19 protein-coding genes are annotated in these 19,881 nt (G+C 32.5%); 16 read left to right on the top strand and 3 right to left on the bottom strand.

Going from position 1 to position 19,881, the window contains the following annotated elements:
- Positions 1-6: 6 nt before the first annotated feature.
- A complete protein-coding gene (gene serC, locus EKG35_RS01445) occupies positions 7-1,104 on the bottom strand; it encodes a 3-phosphoserine/phosphohydroxythreonine transaminase (RefSeq protein WP_126292534.1) in 1,098 nt (365 codons plus the stop codon).
- A gap of 314 nt (positions 1,105-1,418) precedes the next feature.
- Here serC and EKG35_RS01440 point away from each other — a divergent pair, with 314 nt between their 5' ends.
- The 5 genes from EKG35_RS01440 (at position 1,419) to EKG35_RS01420 (ending at position 5,091) form a co-directional block, all read left to right on the top strand.
- Positions 1,419-2,186 carry an NRDE family protein gene (locus tag EKG35_RS01440; protein ID WP_126292533.1) on the top strand — a complete coding sequence of 256 codons (768 nt, stop codon included), beginning with the start codon at positions 1,419-1,421 and terminating at the stop codon, positions 2,184-2,186.
- A 231-nt stretch (positions 2,187-2,417) separates the two neighbouring features.
- On the top strand, positions 2,418-2,567 hold the full coding sequence (locus EKG35_RS01435) for a YjcZ family sporulation protein (RefSeq protein WP_126292532.1): 150 nt from the start codon (positions 2,418-2,420) through the stop codon (positions 2,565-2,567).
- Positions 2,568-2,713: 146 nt separating this feature from the next.
- Positions 2,714-2,833, top strand: coding sequence for a YjcZ family sporulation protein (locus EKG35_RS01430; RefSeq protein WP_126292531.1), 120 nt, complete (start codon positions 2,714-2,716; stop codon positions 2,831-2,833).
- A 162-nt stretch (positions 2,834-2,995) separates the two neighbouring features.
- Positions 2,996-3,778 (top strand): SDR family NAD(P)-dependent oxidoreductase, encoded by a 783-nt coding sequence (locus EKG35_RS01425; RefSeq protein ID WP_126292530.1) that lies wholly within the window; start codon positions 2,996-2,998, stop codon positions 3,776-3,778.
- 200 nt (positions 3,779-3,978) lie between these two features.
- Positions 3,979-5,091: a toxic anion resistance protein gene (locus tag EKG35_RS01420; RefSeq protein ID WP_246020129.1), complete on the top strand. Its 1,113-nt coding sequence runs from the start codon at positions 3,979-3,981 to the stop codon at positions 5,089-5,091.
- Positions 5,092-5,154: 63 nt separating this feature from the next.
- Here EKG35_RS01420 and EKG35_RS01415 read toward each other — a convergent pair whose 3' ends face one another.
- On the bottom strand, positions 5,155-5,463 hold the full coding sequence (locus EKG35_RS01415) for a CotD family spore coat protein (protein ID WP_126292528.1): 309 nt from the start codon (positions 5,461-5,463) through the stop codon (positions 5,155-5,157).
- Positions 5,464-5,825: 362 nt separating this feature from the next.
- Here EKG35_RS01415 and EKG35_RS01410 point away from each other — a divergent pair, with 362 nt between their 5' ends.
- From EKG35_RS01410 to EKG35_RS01390, 5 genes are all read left to right on the top strand, one after another.
- Positions 5,826-6,758: an alpha/beta hydrolase gene (locus EKG35_RS01410; RefSeq protein ID WP_126292527.1), complete on the top strand. Its 933-nt coding sequence runs from the start codon at positions 5,826-5,828 to the stop codon at positions 6,756-6,758.
- 259 nt (positions 6,759-7,017) lie between these two features.
- Positions 7,018-7,818 (top strand): N-acetylmuramoyl-L-alanine amidase, encoded by an 801-nt coding sequence (locus EKG35_RS01405; RefSeq protein ID WP_126292526.1) that lies wholly within the window; start codon positions 7,018-7,020, stop codon positions 7,816-7,818.
- A 182-nt stretch (positions 7,819-8,000) separates the two neighbouring features.
- A complete protein-coding gene (locus EKG35_RS01400) occupies positions 8,001-8,900 on the top strand; it encodes an ABC transporter ATP-binding protein (RefSeq protein ID WP_126292525.1) in 900 nt (299 codons plus the stop codon).
- A complete protein-coding gene (locus tag EKG35_RS01395) occupies positions 8,893-10,128 on the top strand; it encodes an ABC transporter permease (protein WP_126292524.1) in 1,236 nt (411 codons plus the stop codon). Before EKG35_RS01400 ends, EKG35_RS01395 begins: the two co-directional genes overlap by 8 nt.
- A 234-nt stretch (positions 10,129-10,362) precedes the next feature.
- On the top strand, positions 10,363-10,977 hold the full coding sequence (locus EKG35_RS01390; RefSeq protein WP_126292523.1) for a transglutaminase-like domain-containing protein: 615 nt from the start codon (positions 10,363-10,365) through the stop codon (positions 10,975-10,977).
- Positions 10,978-11,045: 68 nt separating this feature from the next.
- On the opposite strand, the gene EKG35_RS01385 is transcribed toward EKG35_RS01390, so the two are convergent.
- Complete coding sequence (locus tag EKG35_RS01385) at positions 11,046-12,776, bottom strand: S-layer homology domain-containing protein (protein WP_185807605.1); 1,731 nt, start codon at positions 12,774-12,776, stop codon at positions 11,046-11,048.
- Positions 12,777-13,030: 254 nt separating this feature from the next.
- On the opposite strand from EKG35_RS01385, the gene EKG35_RS01380 reads away from it, so the two are divergent.
- From EKG35_RS01380 to EKG35_RS01355, 6 genes are all read left to right on the top strand, one after another.
- Complete coding sequence (locus EKG35_RS01380; protein ID WP_126292521.1) at positions 13,031-14,791, top strand: ABC transporter transmembrane domain-containing protein; 1,761 nt, start codon at positions 13,031-13,033, stop codon at positions 14,789-14,791.
- A complete protein-coding gene (locus tag EKG35_RS01375) occupies positions 14,784-16,553 on the top strand; it encodes an ABC transporter ATP-binding protein (RefSeq protein WP_126292520.1) in 1,770 nt (589 codons plus the stop codon). Before EKG35_RS01380 ends, EKG35_RS01375 begins: the two co-directional genes overlap by 8 nt.
- A 158-nt stretch (positions 16,554-16,711) precedes the next feature.
- Positions 16,712-17,635 carry an EamA family transporter RarD gene (rarD, locus tag EKG35_RS01370; protein WP_126292519.1) on the top strand — a complete coding sequence of 308 codons (924 nt, stop codon included), beginning with the start codon at positions 16,712-16,714 and terminating at the stop codon, positions 17,633-17,635.
- A 117-nt stretch (positions 17,636-17,752) separates the two neighbouring features.
- Complete coding sequence (locus tag EKG35_RS01365; protein WP_126292518.1) at positions 17,753-18,373, top strand: GIY-YIG nuclease family protein; 621 nt, start codon at positions 17,753-17,755, stop codon at positions 18,371-18,373.
- Positions 18,374-18,586: 213 nt separating this feature from the next.
- A complete protein-coding gene (locus tag EKG35_RS01360) occupies positions 18,587-19,297 on the top strand; it encodes a cytochrome c biogenesis CcdA family protein (protein ID WP_126292517.1) in 711 nt (236 codons plus the stop codon).
- A 54-nt stretch (positions 19,298-19,351) separates the two neighbouring features.
- Complete coding sequence (locus EKG35_RS01355) at positions 19,352-19,723, top strand: response regulator (RefSeq protein WP_126292516.1); 372 nt, start codon at positions 19,352-19,354, stop codon at positions 19,721-19,723.
- Positions 19,724-19,881 lie beyond the last annotated feature (158 nt).

Below are 19,881 nucleotides of genomic sequence, written 5' to 3'. Positions count from 1 at the left end.
TTTTTCTTATTGATGTTTTCTTTGGAAATCTAACATGAAGTTTGCAAGTGCTTGGCATGCTTCGAATGGAACTGCATTATATGTAGAAGCACGGCATCCACCAACAGAACGGTGACCATTTAACCCTACAAATCCAGCAGCTTTTGCTTCAACTAAGAATTGTTTTTCTAATTCTTCATCTGCAACTCGGAAAGTAATATTCATTAATGAGCGTGATTCTACAGTAGCATGACCTGTATAAAAACCATTACTATTATCAATTACATCATATATTACTTTTGCTTTTTCCTCGTTATGCTTCTCAATCGCTTCTAGTCCGCCTATTTCTTCAATCCATTTTAAAACTTCGCCTAACATGTAAATACCGAATGTTGGAGGAGTGTTATATAAAGAATTTGAATCGACATGAGTCGTATATTTCAGCATTGTCGGTATATTAGTATTTGCTTTTTCAAGTAAATCTTTACGGATAATAACAACTGTTACACCTGAGGGACCTAAGTTCTTTTGTGCACCAGCATAAATAATTCCGAATTTGCTTACATCTACTGGTCTAGAAAATATATCGCTAGACATATCCGCCACTAATGGTACATCTCCAGTGCTCGGAAATTCCTTCCATTGAGTACCGTAAATAGTGTTGTTAGAAGTGATGTGAACATATGCATCATCAGAGTTGAATTTAATCTCTTCTATTGATGGAATATTACGATATTTATTCTTTTTAGAACTAGCTGCTTCTCCAGTTTGTCCAAATAATTTCGCTTCTTTTAGCGCCTTTTCAGACCATGAACCGGTTAATACATAGCTAGCTGTTTTATCGGCAGTTAAAAAGTTCATTGGCACCATTGTAAATTGTAGGCTTGCTCCACCTTGTAAAAAGACAATTTCATAATTATCTGGAATTGCAAATAATGATTTTAATCGAGAAATCGCATTGTTATGAACCGCCTCATAATCTTTGCTGCGGTGGCTTAATTCCATAATTGACATACCAGTGTCGTTGAAATTTACTAATTCTTTTTGTGCTTTTTCAAGTACTTCTAGTGGCAACGCAGAAGGACCTGCATTGAAATTATAAGCACGATTATTTGTTATATTCACATTGAACACTCCTTGAAGAAAATAATCTATATATTTGATTATATACTCTTTTCCGCACTAGCGGTTTAAAATTTATACAAAATGATGAATTATTTGATATTTTGAATTTCTTTGTACGTAAATGAAGAATTTTTTAACAAAAAAATAAATCAAAAAAGATAGTCTATAAAAATTTGATGATTTAAATTAAAAGGGAGAAAAGAATAGCATGTATGTCAACTTTAAAATATTGGTTTATTTTTTAGTACTCTTCCTTACAGGAGGAGAGAAGTGTTATATTAAGAGAAATTTAGCCATAAGGGGATATAGAACATATGTGTCTTATTAATTTTCATTTTCAGGATCATCCATTGTATAAATTAATTGTAGTTGCAAATCGGGATGAAAGCTATGCTCGACCTACAAAGAGGGCTGGGTTTTGGGATGATGAACCAAATATTTTAGCAGGACGTGATTTATTGCAAATGGGGACTTGGCTCGGTGTTTCGAGACAAGGTAGATTCGCTGCGATAACTAACTTTCGTGATCCCAGCCTGCCTGAAAGAACTAAATCTCGCGGAGAAATCGTTAGAATGTTTTTATCAGAGTCTCGTTCAAATAAAGAATTTATAGATGAATTAAAAAACAGTAGAGAACTATATGGGGGCTATAATGTATTAGTTGGTGATGGAAATCAACTAATGCATTACAACAATATATTAGACGAAATTAATGAAATCCAACCAGGAACTCATAGTTTAAGTAACTATTCTTTAAATACATCTTGGCCAAAAGTTGTTAAAGGGAAACAGAGGTTATATGAATATCTTCAATCAAATCCAGGACGTATAGAGTGTGAGGAGTTATTTAAAATTGTTGATGATATAACAGTAGCCAATGATGAGGATTTGCCTGACACAGGAGTTGGTATTGAACTAGAAAGATTATTATCGCCAATATTTATTAAAATGCCTAACTATGGAACCCGATGTTCTACAGTCGTACTTATTAATAAGAACAATGAAATTACGTTTGTTGAAAAAACCTTTCAAGAAGGAAAATATCAATTTGAAACAAAATATGAATTTAAAATTAAAGAGTAACGATTAACACCTTTACTTTCGAGGTTCTTTTTTTATAAAAATAATTTCATAGTAAACGAATATCATCCTTCAACAAAAAAGCTTCGCATTTATTATAAAGGAACTAAAAAATAACTGAATAAATAGAACTTGTCACACTATTTTTCTTAATAAAACTACATTCTTGTCCAATACATGGTTCAAAATTCAACATAAAATAGACTAACTTAGAGGAAAGGGGGGGAATATGTAATGGGTTACTCAAATGTTGGAGGAGCAGGCGATTATTACAATGGTGGTTACAACAACAATCGTAATGGCTTCGCATTACTTGTTGTTCTATTTATCCTATTAATCATCGTTGGTACAGCATTTTTCAACAACAATGGTTTTGGATATTAATTAAATAAAAATGGATTCTCTCTTTTGGGAATCCATTTTTATTTTGCTTAAATTTAAGATTTAAAACCATAAAAATTGTACATTTGTCCCCTATGAAGGCAATTCGCCTAACATATATTGTATTAGTAAAAAAAAGGGGGAAATACATGCATTACAATGGATGTTATCAAGTAGGAGGATACTCAGGAAAATTTAACTACGAATTTGTTTTACTTGTTGTATTATTCATTCTTTTAATCATTGTTGGTGCGTACTTCTGTAAATAAAAGTCAGATTATTAATTAGATTTATCTTTAAAAACACTGTTGGAAAAACTCCAACAGTGTTTTTTGATTTTGTCGAATGTTAAAATGTAAAGATTGAAATTTCACACAATTCAAACTTTATCTTATATAATTTATTTAACTTAATAAAAAGGAGACAAAAACATGGAATTAGGATTAAAAGATAAGGTTGCGATTATAACTGGTGGAAGTAAAGGGATTGGTTTGTATACAGCGTTACAGCTCGCAAAAGAGGGGACAAAAATCGCCATTGCTGCACGGAATGAAACTACACTACAAGAAGCAAAACAACTTATTGAACAACAAGTTAAAACTGAGGTTTTTACGATTGTCGCAAATGTTTCAAAAGAAGAGGACTGTAACCGTATCATCGAAGAAACGGTTGCCCACTTTGGAAAATTAAACATACTGATTAATAATGCAGGTACTTCTTCTGCAAACTCGTTTGAAGAAGTTGATACAGATCTTTGGCATTCTGACTTAAACTTAAAATTGTTTGGGGCGATTCATTGTTCAAAGTTTGCATTGCCTTATATGAAAGAGCAAAAAGGTGGTTCTATCGTAAATATAACGGCAGTAATAGCTAAAACTCCACCTGAATCAAGTTTGCCAACAACAGTAAGTCGTTCAGCTGGACTAGCATTAACGAAAGCTATGAGTAAGGATTTAGGTAAATACAATATTCGTGTAAACGCGGTTTGTATTGGTCTTATTCGTAGCAGACAAATCGAAGAGCGCTGGCAAAATGCAATGCCTGAGAAAAGTTGGGAAGAATACTCTAAGGAAGTAGGTAAGACGATTCCACTAGGTCGTATAGGCGATACAGAAGAAGCAGCGAATGTCATCACATTTTTAGCATCAGATGCAGCAAGCTATGTTTCTGGCTCTGCTGTCAATATTGACGGCGGCTCAGGTGAGGCACTTTAATCTTTTTAAAACTGTCTTATTCTAAATGAATGAAACTTTTCGATCGCCTATTTCGTATGTTTTATATAAGAATATTTGTAAAATACTTATAATACGCAATTTAACCCAAATAGATGTATTAAAGGTTTTACCCATAATTGAAATAGGAGCGGGGGATACTTATGTCTGACTTCAAAAACTCATTATTCGAAGACTTAGATATGAAAAATAGAGAAGATATCAATGAACTTGTTGACAAAACTAAACCACAACAACTTATATCACAAGAAGAAATGTCTCAAATAAAAAAACGACAGCTTGCTTTGAAAAAAGAACCCCAAGTACAAGCACTAGCTGAAAAAATCGATATAAAAGACCAAATTGCTGTTCTCGAATTTGGCAGCGAGACAGCAACAGCTATCTCTAGCTTTTCAGATCGAATGCTGGCAACAATTAAAACAAGTAAATTGGAAAAATCAAGTGCGCTAATTAATAATCTAAATAAAATAATGGATCGTTTTGATCCACAAGATTTTAAAGAAGAGAAAAAAGCAGGTTTTTTAAAACGCTTATTTAATAAAAGTAAAGAGCAGCTTGAACGTATTTTATCTAAATATGACACAATGAATAAAGAAGTTGATAAGATATACAATGAGATACAAAAATACGAACAAGAGATGAAACAAAATACGGTCGAGCTTGAACAAATGTATGATCAAAATTTAAACTATTTCCAAAGTTTAAGTGAGCATGTTGCTGCAATTGAAGTAAAACTTGAACAGCTTCAACCACAAATTATACAACTAGAAAATAAAGCTAATGAAGGTGATCAGGAAGCAATAATGGAACTTGAAACAGTACGCCGCTCAATAGAGTTATTGGAACAGCGTCGCTACGATTTAGAAATGGCTCAACAGGTTTCATTTCAAACTGCTCCACAAATTCGTATGATTCAGCAAGGGAATAACCATTTGATTGGGAAAATTAATTCTGCATTTGTTACAACAATACCGATTTTTAAACAAGGGCTTATCCATGCTGTAACAATTCAGCGCCAAAAGCTTGTTGCAGATTCGATGGAGGAGCTTGATAAACGCACAAATGAAATGCTAATTCGAAATGCTGAAAACATTCGTTCGAATAGCGTAAACATTGCTCGTTCTGCAGGAAACCCAAGTATAAAAATTGAAACAATCGAAACTACTTGGCAAACGATTATGGCTGGCATAGAAGAAACAAAACAAATTCAAGCTGAAACTGTTAGAAGTCGTGAGGAAGGTAGAAAAAGAATTGAAAAATTACAGCTTGAGTATGAAAAATTAAAGAGATTATAAACAAAAAGTAGATTACCTAACCGCTTTAAAGGCACAGGTAATCTACTTTTATATTAGAAAAAATTAATAAAATCTTCTACGAATAGGGAAGCAATTTGGGTTAGGATTTTCTGGTGTACCACAATTCATTTGAGTTTCAGCAAACTGGTTTACAACTGAATTTGTACGTGGGAAGTAGTGTTGGTTGTGTGCAATATGTCTATTTACTGTTGTCACGTGCACAGGGTGGATATGAGGTACAACTGTGTTAATAATATTAGTTCTTACTACTTCTTGTGTGGGTGAAACGCGTGCTGGTGCTACTTGAGTTGGAAGAACATTAGGTGGACAGCAAATCGGTTTTCTTCGGCGACCCATTTGTCTATTAAACATGAACGATTTCTCCTCCTTTGTATTATTTAATGCATTATTAACATATGTACTAAAAAACACTTGAACTAGTTGTACACCTAGTATTTTCAAAAGAAATAGTATTAGTACAAATTAATTAAAGCCTATTATTTCTTAGTTCATTAAACTATGTACAGGATGTTTTTTTTAATTTTTACAACCGCCTACTTATAGTTTTACCCAACAAAAACAAATAATTAAAAATAATAAATGACAGTTTAGAAATTTTTCCCTTTGGACAAGTCCTTTCTTATTGATAAATACCTATCTTTATACTTATAATAAAAACATACTAAATAGGTGGGTATTATATGAATTAGAAGTAGAAAGGATTTGTGGCTAGCATGGCTAATTTATTAAATGTTTCAAAGCAATATTTAGATATCGTAAATAAACAACCTGCATTACATACAATGACACCCGCAGAAGTGCGTCGGTTACGACAGACTAATTCAAAAAAACAGTTAGAACGTAATGTTCAACTAAAAAGTATTGAAGATAAATTTATTTCCATGCGAGATGGAGAAACAATAAAAATTCGTATATATACTCCACTTGGCAATGGCCCATTTCCAATTATTGTTTATTATCATGGCGGCGGATGGGTATTAAATAGTATTGAGACTTGCCATGAATCTTGTCAGTTACTTTCATTTGAAACAAATTCAATTATTGTCTCAGTCGACTATCGTTTAGCACCTGAATACAAATTTCCAATACCAGTTTATGATGCATATGATTCCTTTCTTTGGACTTATAAGAATGCGCAAATGATTAATGGTTTAGTAAATAAAATATCCGTAATGGGAGATAGTGCAGGCGCGAATTTAGCAACAGTCGTAACATTAATCAATAAAGAGCTTCAAGGACCTAGTATTCATTCCCAAGTTTTGCTCTACCCAGTGACGGATTTATCATATGAGTCTGAATCATACGAGCAATTTAAAGTTGGCTATGGTTTAGAGAAGAAGGATATGGAGTGGTTTGGAAGATACTATTTGAACAATGAAAATGAAAAGACACACCCTTATGCAGCACCATTAAGAGCTTTTGACTTAGGCAACTTACCACCGGCATGTATTATCGTTGCAGAAAATGATGTTTTAAGGGATGAAGGAAATGCATATGCTAAACGATTGAAAGATTCGGGTGTTAACGTTGATCTACATACTGCGGCAGGACTCGTTCATAGTTTTTTTACAAAGAATGAAATTTTCACAGTAGAAATAGCAGATACAATAGCTTTCATTAAGAACTATTTAAAGCAACTTATTTAATAGTTGGAATAGATTATATTTTTAATTAAATTACGTCTCCTTTTTATTATTTAAAATATATAGTTTAAGTAAACATATCTTTTCTTAATCGGAGACAGTAAGAAAACACTGCAACTTATCATAGTTTAATAAATTAGCCCGTCTCTGAAAGAGTTTTAGGCATACTATACAAATAGTCACCCTTAAGATATTGCAAACTATAATTCCACTCCAACAATTATAGATATGAAAAGTCTTATGGGATGGAGGTGTTTGGATAATGAGCTTAATAACAATAAGCCCGGGACACTATGGAATAGGGACAGGTGCTCGAGATATTATAGATGAGGTACGAGAGGCGAGAAAAGTAACAAATCGAATAGTGGAAATATTAAAGAGTGAAAAAATTGGGGTGACGAAGATAGAAGATAATACTTCTAGAACACAATCACAAAATTTGAACTACTTAATATCTCGACATAATGGCACAACTAGAAAAGTGGATGTGAGTATTCACTTTAATGCTTCTGGAGAGAGGTTAAATTCTGCTAAAGGAACAGAAGTTCTTTATTTAAGCGATAGTAATAAAAATCTTGCTGAAAAAATAAGTAAGGCAATTTCTTCTGCTAGCGGTTTAAGAAATCGGGGAGCTAAAAAAAGAACCGATTTAGCTTTTTTAAACCGTACTTTGAAACCAGCAATTTTAATAGAAGTTTGCTTTGTGGATTCAGTAACAGACGTTAATTTATATCAAAGGTATTTTGAAGTAATTTGTAAAGCAATCGCTAATCAACTAATAAACTACGTACTTGATGGACAATCACGACCAGAAGAAGGTGAAAATGGATTGAGCCTTATTGCTAATAACGGAAAGATTAATTCAGCAATTTCAAGTCCAACTTTAATCGATGTTTTAAATAAAGTTTTAAAAGATCAAAATTCAGTAAAAGAAATAATAGAGAAAGGTGTTTCACAAAAAGCGATTAGTAAAGAATGGCTAAATAAATTAAATAACAAAACACTTACGACTGCTGATTTGCTAGGCCTTTCCGTACTTATCGTTCAAAGAACTATAAAGTAGGAAGTAGACCTGTAATTACCGAATCATAATGGTAATTACAGGTGTTTTTATTTTTAGGAAAATAAAGGATGTTGAAACTTATCGCAAATTTACCCGTATAACAGTATATACATATCAAAATACTTGTTCTCCATATATATGTTTGGAAATAGATTACATTAGTGAGAAGGGAGATAGAGGAAATGACGTTAACCTTAGAACACGTTGTTAAAAAGTATAAAGATTTTACAGCTGTTAACGATTTGAATTTTTCAATTGGGAAAGGTGAAATATTCGGCCTTATTGGTCAAAATGGTGCAGGTAAAACAACTACCTTTCGAATGATTCTTGATTTACAAGAACAAACTTCAGGAAATATTACTTGGGATGGTGCACCAATTAAAAAAATAAATCGTGATTTGCTTGGATATTTACCTGAGGAACGAGGTATTTTTCCTCAAATGAAGGTGGAGGAACAATTAGTATTTTTTGGCGAACTAAGAGGAATGGATCGTAAGGAATTAAAAAGTGAACTTGATTTTTGGATAAAAAGATTCGATATTGAGGAAAAAAGATACGATAAGGCAGAGACATTATCAAAGGGAAATCAACAAAAGGTTCAGTTAATTGCAAGTTTTATTCATAAACCAAAGTTTTTAATATTAGATGAACCATTTAGTGGTTTAGATCCAGTAAATCGTGATTTATTAAAAAATGCAATATTGCTCTTAAAAGAACGTGGAACGACTATTTTATTTTCAAGTCACCAAATGGATAATGTAGAGGAATTATGTGACCACTTATGTTTATTAAAACGAGGTGTTTCTCTATTTTCGGGTAGTTTGTTGGAGCTGAAAAAACAGTATGGAAAAACAAAATTAACAATTCGAACTGATTACCCCATTGAGAAGTTAGAGAAAATGACAGGTGTATTAGAGGCTAAGGAAGAGCGTGATGAATATGTGCTGAAATTAGAAAATGAGTCTTTTGCACAATCAATTTTTGAAGCTGTTTCGAATGGCCTCTATATCGAAAAGTTTAGTTTAGATTACTTATCGCTTGATGAAATTTTTAAACATAAAGTTGGTGGCGACAATGAATAAACTGTGGATCTTAATCAAATCGTTGTATAAACAAAAATTACGTCAAAAATCTTTTATTTTAATGACTCTACTATATATTGCAGTAATTGCAGTTGTTATGTATTGGTCTGAAATAAAATCAATTTTTATTAACGATGAGGCATTACAAGTAGCTCTTATAAATGAAACAACTATTGAATTAGATTCAATTTTTTCGTCAAATAACGATATAGCGTTTACTTATCCAAGTGAGTCAGAAAATATTTATAAGCAACTGGAACAGGAAGAGCTAGATGCCGTTGTAAAAATTTCTGAAGAAAATAAAAATTTGAAGGCAAATATTATTACTTATACACCATTGAAATTAACTGATCAATCTACCATCTCATCACTTATAGATTACGCATCGAAAATTTATGGGATACAGCAATTAGAAATTACAGCAAAAGAGGCTGAACATTTACTGGATACCGAACCGATCATTATCAATACGAATTTAAATGAGGATTTAGCGGATGGGAAAAGTGAAGATGAAAAGCAATCAGGTTTATGGGCTTCATATTTCGTTGGAATCGTTATTTACTTTTTCCTAATGACGTTTTTATCTATGATAACGACAGATGTTGCATCAGAAAAGGGTTCAAGAGCTTTAGAAATGCTGCTTGTAAGTGTTAAACCTGGCATACATTTTCAATCAAAACTAATTGGTGTTTTTTTAATAGCTTTAACACAATTTGCTATTATTTTCGGAGTAATATATGGATTCCTGCGATTTACAGACGGAGGGGCAAAATGGGAAATAGTTAAATCTTTTGTAAATGAAATATCCTATTCCTATGTATTATATGTAATTGTATTTTTACTCCTAACAATTTTCTTATATTTAATTATGGGTGCCCTCTTTGGTTCACTTGTTTCAAAGGTTGAAGAAGCTTCTCAAGTAATGACTCCGGCCATTTTAGTCATGTTAGTTGGATTTTACGTCATGATATCTGGCATTGGGAATCCCGACACAATGTTAATCAAAGTGTTTTCTTATATCCCTTTTACTTCAGGTATGGTAATGCCTATGCGAATTGGTGCAACCGATATATCAACAATTGAGCCAATCATTTCATTATCTATTCTTTTTATAACTGTGGTCGTTGCCTATGTTATAAGCCTTTCATTTTACAAGCGAAGTGTATTAACCTATAGCACAGGCGGTATTATTCAAAAAATTAAAACAGTGTTTAAAGTGACAACATAAACGTATTAAGAAGGGACTATCTAGTACTAAAGATAGTCTTTTTTTATTTTTATCACAACGTTTATATCTTTAGAACTAGTCGAAAGACATTGTTCGATTTAATTAAACATTTTTCGATTACCTTTCTATCAAATTTCCAAAATATAATATTACCTACTAGTAATTATATTTTTCTTAGATGTATAATAAATACAAATTTAGTTAACATGTATATGTTTGGAGGTGTTTGGTAATATGAATTTGATTGCAGAATCTATAGAACTAGGGGACTATCTAAATGAGCTACCTGTTGTTGACTTTTCACATGAATCTATTAAACAAAAAACGACAATGTTATTTTCTGATGAACAAGATGATGTTGAAAAAGTAAGAATAGCTTATGAGTATGTAAGAGACGAGATCTCTCAATCGCTAGATATCGAAAGTCAATATGTTCCTTGTAAAGCATCTGATGTTTTGATTTATGGGGAAGGGGTATGCTTTGCAAAAGCAAACCTGCTTGCCGCAATCTTAAGATCACAAACGATACCAACCGGATTTTGTTATCAACGCCTCTTAATTCATGGAAATAATCAGAACGGATATGCATTACATGCTCTAAATGCGGTTTTTATTCCATCTCTAAATCGTTGGATTCGCCTGGATGCTCGAGGGAATCGGAAAGGTGTTATTGGGGAGTTTTCAATAGAAGAGGAAATTTTACCATTTAAACCAAATGAAAAACTTGGCGAAAAAGATTATCCAATCATTTATACAAAACCAAATATAGATGTAATGAGGGTTTTAGAAAGAAGTACGGATGCACATAAGATGTATCGCTATGATTTGCCATCAGCCTTAAAAGTTTAATAAACAAAGTGAAAAAGGTCTATCAAAAAGTATAATCGCTTTTTGATAGACCTTTATTTGATTACTTATTAATAATAAAATTCCTCATCGACTTCAACTAATTTATAGCCATTAGATGTTTGTTGAATTTCATAGTAATATTCGCTTCCATCTTCATCTACAATAACTATTAGCGAATTAACTACATCAAAGCCAACTGCAGTTGCTAAAATTTTGCCATTACTTTGTTTTTCTAAGATGACATCACCAAATCCATAAATTTCACTATTTGTTAAATCCATTGGTGGTTGTAATTCAAAGGTATATTTTTCAAAAAATCCATCGTATTCCGATAAATCAAGAGTACCATACACATTTTTATTTTCATCGATAATTAAAACATACTTACTTTTGGTAAAATCAAAGTTTTTCTTTGTTCCATCTGTTTGATAGAATGCTAAAATTTCATCAATTGTTGCATCATTTTGGAAGGTAGCAAAATCCCAGTAAGTGTAAGATGGAACTGGTAAATAATAGAATGTTCTATCCTTTATAACTTCATCATTAAAGAAAATGTCACCGCTAACCGTATTATAGTAACGATAATCTAATGTAAAGTTTTGTGCTGATTGATTTAATACGATATTACCAGCAAAATCTATATAGTATTGAATTGTATCAGTTACTGTTTTACTTCCTGTATTTTGAACAACACCAGTTAGGGTCAATTCCATAATTTCATTAGTATTCGTATTTTTGCTAACGGAGTATACGGAACGATTCACAAAATCTTGAGTGACTGGTTCACGACTTCCGCTTATTGATTTGAGCGTTGCTTTTGTAAAGGAATCCATTAGCAATGCTTGTGCTGGTAAATTCTCTGAAATCGTATTTTTTTCAATTGCTACTTCTAACTGTAATTTTTCATTCAACTGTAAATCAATGGAGACGAAGTGTTCATTGCCAAATAGATCTTTGCCTTTAAGGTCGACCCATTCGAAGAAAGTATCAAAATCATCAGGAGCAAAATCCCCTGAAATTGTAATTTCGGTTGTTGAAAAATTAATATTTAATGATGTTTCATTAAGGTTTGTTACCTCAGAGAAGCTTGAAAAACCTAATTCACTTGCATTTAATGTAATGGTAGACTCAGTATAGTCTGGTGCCATATATTGCATAGCTTTTGATAAAAATGTGGCAAAATGAACACGTTGTACATTGCCTTTTGGATTAAATTCCGTCACATTTGAAATGCCTAAAGCATTAAGAGCACGGATTGCTTCTTGAGCTTCTTCTTTCGCATCAAATAAATCAACTACATTATCTTCTGAAAAAATAGCGATATCTACTAAAGATTTACCACGCATGGCTTGAGTTGCACGATCTAAAACAAGTGCCATGTTTTCACGTGAAATTGTACCCGCACTATCTAATGATCCATCAAGCTTACCATTAAATACACCTGTTGATTTCACAACCGCGGCATATTTTAACAATTCACGATCTTTAGCTTGTGGAGAAATGTCGATGAAGTATTGAGTTGTTTCCCAATCATTAGGAACAGTTGCAATTCCGCTATTTACTAAAAAACGCCCAAGCATTTTTACTACTTGTCCACGAGTAATTTCCTCTTTTGGAGCAAAAGTTGTAGGTGTAACACCATTAATAATTTGCTTTTCTACTAGATTAGCAATATGCTGCTGTGTTTCTAAAGAATAGGATTGAATATCTGTGAAATTTGTTGTTGCTGCTTCAACAGTTGGAATTGGTGCAATGATTGCTGCTACTGCACATGTTGTAAAAAATAATCTGCTTTTCATTGTTGACTCCATTCTATGTATTTTGTTTTAATTCTTTACTATTATAGTAGTTAATGAAATTTATAAGAATACATTAAAATTTACCAATTGCATAGTCTATGCTATGGTCTTCAAACTGATTTTTCCGTTTTTAAATTACTTATATTTACACTTCCTATATTTCTCAATTTTTGCTAAAATGGGTAAGCTTGCTTAAATGACTGAAAATTTAAGAAAGTGAAAGCCTTATATGATTACAGAAAGTTGGTGAAGTTATGAAACTATTTTGGAAGCTCGATTGGTTTTTTAAAGAGAGGAAAAAAGAATATATAATTGGACTCGTTATGTTAGCCTTTGTGGCAATTTTAAATCTAATTCCTCCAAAAATAATTGGCTATGTGATTGATGAAATTGCATTTAAAGAGCTGACTTTACAATCATTAATCAAGTGGATTGTCGTAATTGCAGTGGTTGCAATTGTTATGTATATTCTGCGTTACTACTGGCGCTTAATGATTTTTGGATCATCTAACTATCTTGCTAAAACTCTCCGTGAAAAACTTTTTCGTCACTTTACGAAAATGAGCCCATCTTTTTATCAGAAACACCGTGTTGGAGATTTAATGGCACATGCTACAAATGATGTTTCTGCAGTACAGCAAACAGCTGGTTCTGGAGTATTAACATTATTTGATTCAATTACTACTGGTGGGTTCGTTATTATAGCCATGGCTTTTACAATAGATTGGAGACTAACGTTAATCGCGCTAATCCCCATGCCGATCATGGCAGTAACTACTAATTGTTATGGAAAGCTATTGCATGAGAGATTTCACCAAGCCCAAGCTTCATTTTCTAATTTAAATGATAAAACACAAGAGAGTATATCAGGGATAAAAGTAATTAAAACTTTTGGTCAACAAGAAGAAGATATTGAAGATTTCACCAAGCTTTCAAACGATGTCGTAGATCAAAATATGAAAGTTGCTCGTATAGATTCATTATTTGATCCCACTATTAGTTTAATTATCGGGATCAGCTTCTTATTAAGTCTTGGCTTCGGGGCAAAGTTTATCTATGAAGAATCCATGACAATTGGGGACTTGGTTGCCTTTAATACGTACTTAGGCTTACTCGTTTGGCCGATGCTTGCATTTGGCATGTTATTTAACATTATGGAGCGCGGCTCTGCATCGTATAACCGAATTGAACAATTATTATCTATTCCTGTTGATATCGATGACAAAGATAGTGCATTGGATATTCTACCAGAAGGTGATATCTACTTTCACGTTAAGGAGTTTAAATTTCCTGATGGTTCAAAAGCTGCATTGAAAAATGTCCATTTTGAACTTAAACGCGGTGAAACGTTGGGTATTGCTGGGAAAACAGGTTCCGGCAAAACAGCAATATTAAAATTATTACTTCGAGAATTTGAAGGTTACGTAGGCGAAATTAAATTTGGTGACCATAAAATCGATGATTATAAAAAGCTATGTTTACGAGAGGCGATTGGTTATGTGCCACAAGATCATTTCTTATTTTCATCAAGTGTTTATACGAATATCGCTTTTGCAAATCCTACAGCTGCTTATGAAGATGTAGAATACGCTGCTAAACTAGCTTACATACATGAGGATATTTTAAGATTTGCAAATGGCTATAAAACAATAGTGGGGGAACGCGGTGTATCCTTATCTGGAGGACAAAAGCAGCGAATATCTATTGCACGAGCTTTAATGATGAAACCAGAATTACTTATATTAGACGATTCATTATCCGCTGTAGATGCAAAAACAGAAGAAGCTATTTTAAAATCTTTAAAGACAGCTAGAGCTAATGCTACTACTATCATAACTTCACATCGACTAAGTGCCATTGAGCATGCAAACTTAATTATAGTGCTGCAAGAAGGGGAAGTTGTCGAAAAAGGTACACATGAAGAACTAATGAAACTAAAAGGCTGGTATTATGAAACGTATCAGCTGCAACAGCTTGAAAATTTAGTTGAAAAGGGAGGGGAACTAAATGAATAAACAACCTACCTTTTCAAATAAAGAACAACGAAAAATTATAATAAGGCTTTTAATCTATATAAAACCTTATAAAAAGGAAGTATCAATTGCATTATTTTTACTTTTCCTTACAGTTATCGGGGACGTTTTAGGACCATACATTATTAAAGTGTTTTTAGATGATCATTTAGCAATTAATCATTTTGAGTTAAAGTCAATTCTCTTTTTAGCAATATCTTATTTGATAATACAATTACTTAATGTAATTTTTTCCTACTTTCAATTGGTGAAATTTCAAGAAATCGCACTAAAAATTATTCAACAGCTTCGAATTGATGTGTTTAAAAAGATTCATCAGTTAGGGATGCGCTATTTTGATGATACTCCAGCAGGAACAATTGTATCTCGTGCTACAAACGATACAGAAGCAATAAAAGAGTTATTTATTTCTGTATTAAGTTCCTTTGTGCAGGCGGCATTTCTCATTATAGGAGTTTATGTTGCAATGTTTTTATTAAACCCAATGCTTGCAATATTTGCTCTCGTATTGCTGCCACTTATCTTTCTAGTTATTCATTTTTACCGAAAGCATAGTTCCGTAGTTTATATGACTATGCGAGAAAAACTAAGCCTATTGAATGCAAAATTAGCAGAAACATTATCTGGCATGGGTATTGTACAAACTTTTCGCCAAGAACAGCGCTTTAATGATGAGTTTGATGAAATAAATAATGAGCACTTTATATCAATGATGGATAATACTAAGTTAAATAGTATTCTATTGAGACCCGTTATTGATTTAATCTACTTTACAGCGGTTGTCATTATACTATTTTATTTCGGGATAACCTCTTTTAAGACAGCTATTGAGGTAGGTGTTATTTTTGTATTTATTACGTATATAAGTCGCTTTTTTGAACCTATTAATCAAGTAATGGAGCGTCTGGCACTATATCAACAGGCTGTTGTAGCAGCCTCCCGAGTTTTCAAATTATTAGATGAAACAGAGATAGAACCGAAACAAATGGATGTAACCGACGATATACAAAGTGGATTAATTGAGTTTAAAAATGTGACATTTAGTTATGACGGCAAAACGGATGTTTTAAAAAATATTTCCTTTACAGTGAATCCTGGTGAAACTGTAGCGCTTGTCGGTCATACAGGCAGTGGTAAAAGTTCAATTATTAACTTGCTTATGCGTTTTTACGAGTTTGAGCAAGGCGAGATTTTAATTGATGGTAAATCAATCAAATCTTATAGCAAAAATGTACTGCGAAAAAAAATAGGCTTAGTGTTGCAGGATCCGTTTCTTTTTTACGGTACGATCAAAACAAATATTGCACTTTTTAATACGGATTTAACCGATAAAGATATTCAAGCTGCCGCTCAATTTGTCCAAGCAGATGAATTTATCGAACAATTACCAAATAAGTATGAGCAGAAAGTAACAGAGCGAGGATCTACTTTTTCAAGCGGGCAAAAACAATTAATCGCCTTTGCAAGAACAATTGCAACAAATCCAAAAGTGCTTGTATTAGATGAAGCAACTGCATCTATTGATACTGAAACAGAGGTTGCAATTCAACAATCATTAGAAAAGATGAGAAAGGGACGGACGACTATTGCAATCGCACACCGCCTATCTACTATACAAGATGCTGACCAAATTTTAGTTCTGCATCTTGGAGAAATTGTTGAGCGTGGTACTCATCAAGAGCTGCTTGCTCAAAAAGGGTTATATCATAAAATGTATCTATTGCAAAATGGCATTGTTGAATAATTTTATCTACACGTAATCATTTATTGGTTACGTGTTTCTTAATAACTTATAATAATTCTAATATTCAGAGAGGTATTTGAAAAATGCATTTACTTCAAATTTTTCCAGTACTATAATGGGTGTAGCTTTAAGCAAACTTTTATAAGAAGGTGTAACAAATGAATAGTGAACGAAAAGGGCTTCTTTTTGCCTTTGCAGCGTATGGAATATGGGGAATGTTCCCGCTTTATTGGAAGATGCTGGAGCACGTGGACAGCATGGAAGTATTAATAAGCCGAGTTATTTGGTCATTTATCTTTACAACTCTTTTTGTTCTACTAATTAGACAAAGAAAGCTGATAATAGAAGACTTAAAAACATTGTGGTCAAATAAAAAGTTATTTTGGTCGTTATTAGCTGCATCATTTGTTATATCATGCAACTGGTACTTGTACATTTTTGCTGTATCACATGATCATGTTGTAGATGCGAGTTTAGGTTATTATATTAATCCACTAATTACAGTATTGTTTGGGATGATTTTCTTTAATGAAAAATTATCAAAAGTACAATTATTTTCAGTATTTATTGCCTTTGCGGGTGTGCTAGTATTGACGATTAGCTATGGCAATATTCCTTGGCTTGCATTACTTATCGCTTTAAGCTTTGCTGTTTACGGTGTGTTAAAAAAGAAAATTACAATAGATGCAACCCGTGGTCTAGCGATTGAAACATTATTTACATTGCCATTAGCTTTAGTTTATTATATTTATCTTATGTCAACTAACAAGATGACATTTTTACATTTAGATTGGCAAACCGATATATTATTAATTCTTGGGGGAGTTGTAACTGCATACCCTCTTATATTATTTGCAAAAGGAGCAAAATTGCTTCCTCAGTATTTAATCGGGTTTATGCAATATTTTACACCTACCATTGTTTTAATTTTAGGTGTTGCACTTTATAAAGAACCGTTTACAAAAGCGCAATTTCTATCTTTCGGAATTATTTGGCTTGCAATTTTATTATTTACAGCTTCTACGATTATTGAATCTAGGAAACGTAATCATATATCGGATACTGTTAATTTAAAGATCTAAAAATTGTCTTTAGTCAATATTACTAAAAATGGAGGATTCTAAATAGTTTTGTAGAATATACATTTAAATATCAATTATTCGAAGTCATTTACTTACAATAATACAGGGGGAGTATGAATGTATGTAAAGATAGGGGACAGGGAGTTTTCTTTTTACCGTGTAGATTTAGATATTTTGAAAACTGGAATTCAGGATATATTTTCACATTTTGACAAAAAAACTATCCGTGAACTACTACTGCAGCCAAGATATAAGAATATAAAGGATATTTTTGAATCTAACTATAAACAGTTTTTAGATTATCCAGCTGGGGAAGTATTATTTACATTAAAGAAAAATAAAGATCCTGTTTATAAACTTTTTTTGAATAACTATGGGGATTTAGTTTATTCACAATTTGTTGTAAAAGGAAATGAGTCGCTCCTAAACAAATCGGGACTCTATATGATTACTGTAGATGAAGAACTTGTTTTTGCAGGAGTTTGTGCAAACTCTTTTAAGCTGCGTTTTAATCAGCATATTGGAAATATTTCACCTAAATGCTGCTATAAAGATGGTACAGCAACTCACTGTCATGTTAATGCGAAGATAACAGAGTCGCTTCCAAAAGGAAAAGTTTACTTTAAAATTTGCCCAATGAAAAATATGGATGAAACAAAAAAAGTTAAAAATGCAATTATTAATCGCTTTGAGCCAATTTGGAATTTACGATTTGGTAGAGAGGAATTATATAGTTAATAGGTAGACTCTTTTAGGGCTAATAAGAAGTGAGAAATATTATCCTTTTAATTACATAGAATGTATTATTTATGATATTCTAAAACAGATTGGTCTTACATCTGACTTCTTTACATCTAAAATTCTGTCAATAAATTTTCACAATGAAGTCAACGCTTTTTTGCGAAATATTTGGTACGATGGAGACATTAATTGTAAGGAGCGAACAACATCATGTATTCAGATATTAATGTCTTTTTAGCATTCGGTGCTGGATTTTTAAGCTTTATTTCACCATGTACTTTACCACTCTATCCGGCCTTCTTATCATACATTACAGGTATGAGCTACGATGAGCTCAAAAATGAAAAGGGCATGCTGCAAAAACGAGCAATATTACATACTCTATTTTTTCTAATTGGCTTTTCTATAATTTTCATTGCAATCGGTTTCAGTGCATCGTTGGCAAGAGAATTTTTCTTAAATTACCAAGATTTAATTCGTCAAATTGGTGCGATATTAATTGTTGTATTTGGTTTAATGATTGTAGGATTACTTCAAATTGATTTTTTAATGAAAGATCGGAAATTCCAATTTAAAAATCGTCCATCAGGATATTTTGGTTCTTTATTGATTGGTTTTGCTTTTGCTGCAGGCTGGACACCTTGTACAGGCCCGATATTAGCGTCTATTATCTTCCTTGCTGGTTCAAACCCTGAATCGGCTATGTGGTACATGCTTGCATATTATTTTGGTTTTGCTATACCATTTTTTGTACTTTCTTTCTTTATCTCGAAATTAGGCTGGATACGTAAGAATAGTCAAAAAATTGTTAAAATTGGTGGATATATAATGATTCTAGTGGGTGTTCTATTATTTTTTAATGGATTAGAATATATCACTCGTATTTTATTGCCTATTTTCGGTGGTTTTACTGGTTTCTAAAAATTTTTATTTACATTTTATCAATAGTTTGAAGTTAATGAAGGGGAATGAATAATGCCTACAGTATTGGTAGTAGATGATACACTTTTTATGCGAGTAACGGTTGGCAATATGTTCAAAGAATGGGGTTTTGAAGTTGTAGGTGAGGCTTCAAATGGTAGAGAAGCTGTAGAGCTATATAAAGAACTGCAACCAGATCTTGTTACAATGGATATAACAATGCCCGTTATGTCGGGTATTGATGCGGTGAAGGAAATCATTCCGCAATATCCAAATGCTAATATTATAATGGTAACAGCACTAGGTCAGCAAAGAATTATTGTAGAAGCGATTGAAGAGGGAGCAAAAGATTTTATAACAAAGCCTTTTGAACCGAATCAATTAAAAAGAGTTGTCGATAATATTTTAGGAACTTATGAACCTTAAAAAAATCTAAAAATCCTGTTCGATAAGGGGAATCTTTTCGGCAGGATTTATTGTTTTTTAATGAGAGTTAGAAGAGTTTTTAATGATACCATTGCGATGTAATTGATAATTTTATGTGGAAATTATATGATAAATGAGGTATTATCAATACGTTATTT

The sequence above is a fragment of the Lysinibacillus telephonicus genome, from assembly GCF_003966145.1.
In the GTDB taxonomy this organism is placed as follows: domain Bacteria; phylum Bacillota; class Bacilli; order Bacillales_A; family Planococcaceae; genus Ureibacillus; species Ureibacillus telephonicus.
The sequence above is the reverse complement of the archived record's forward strand: the minus strand, read 5'-3'. Positions and strand labels throughout refer to the sequence as shown.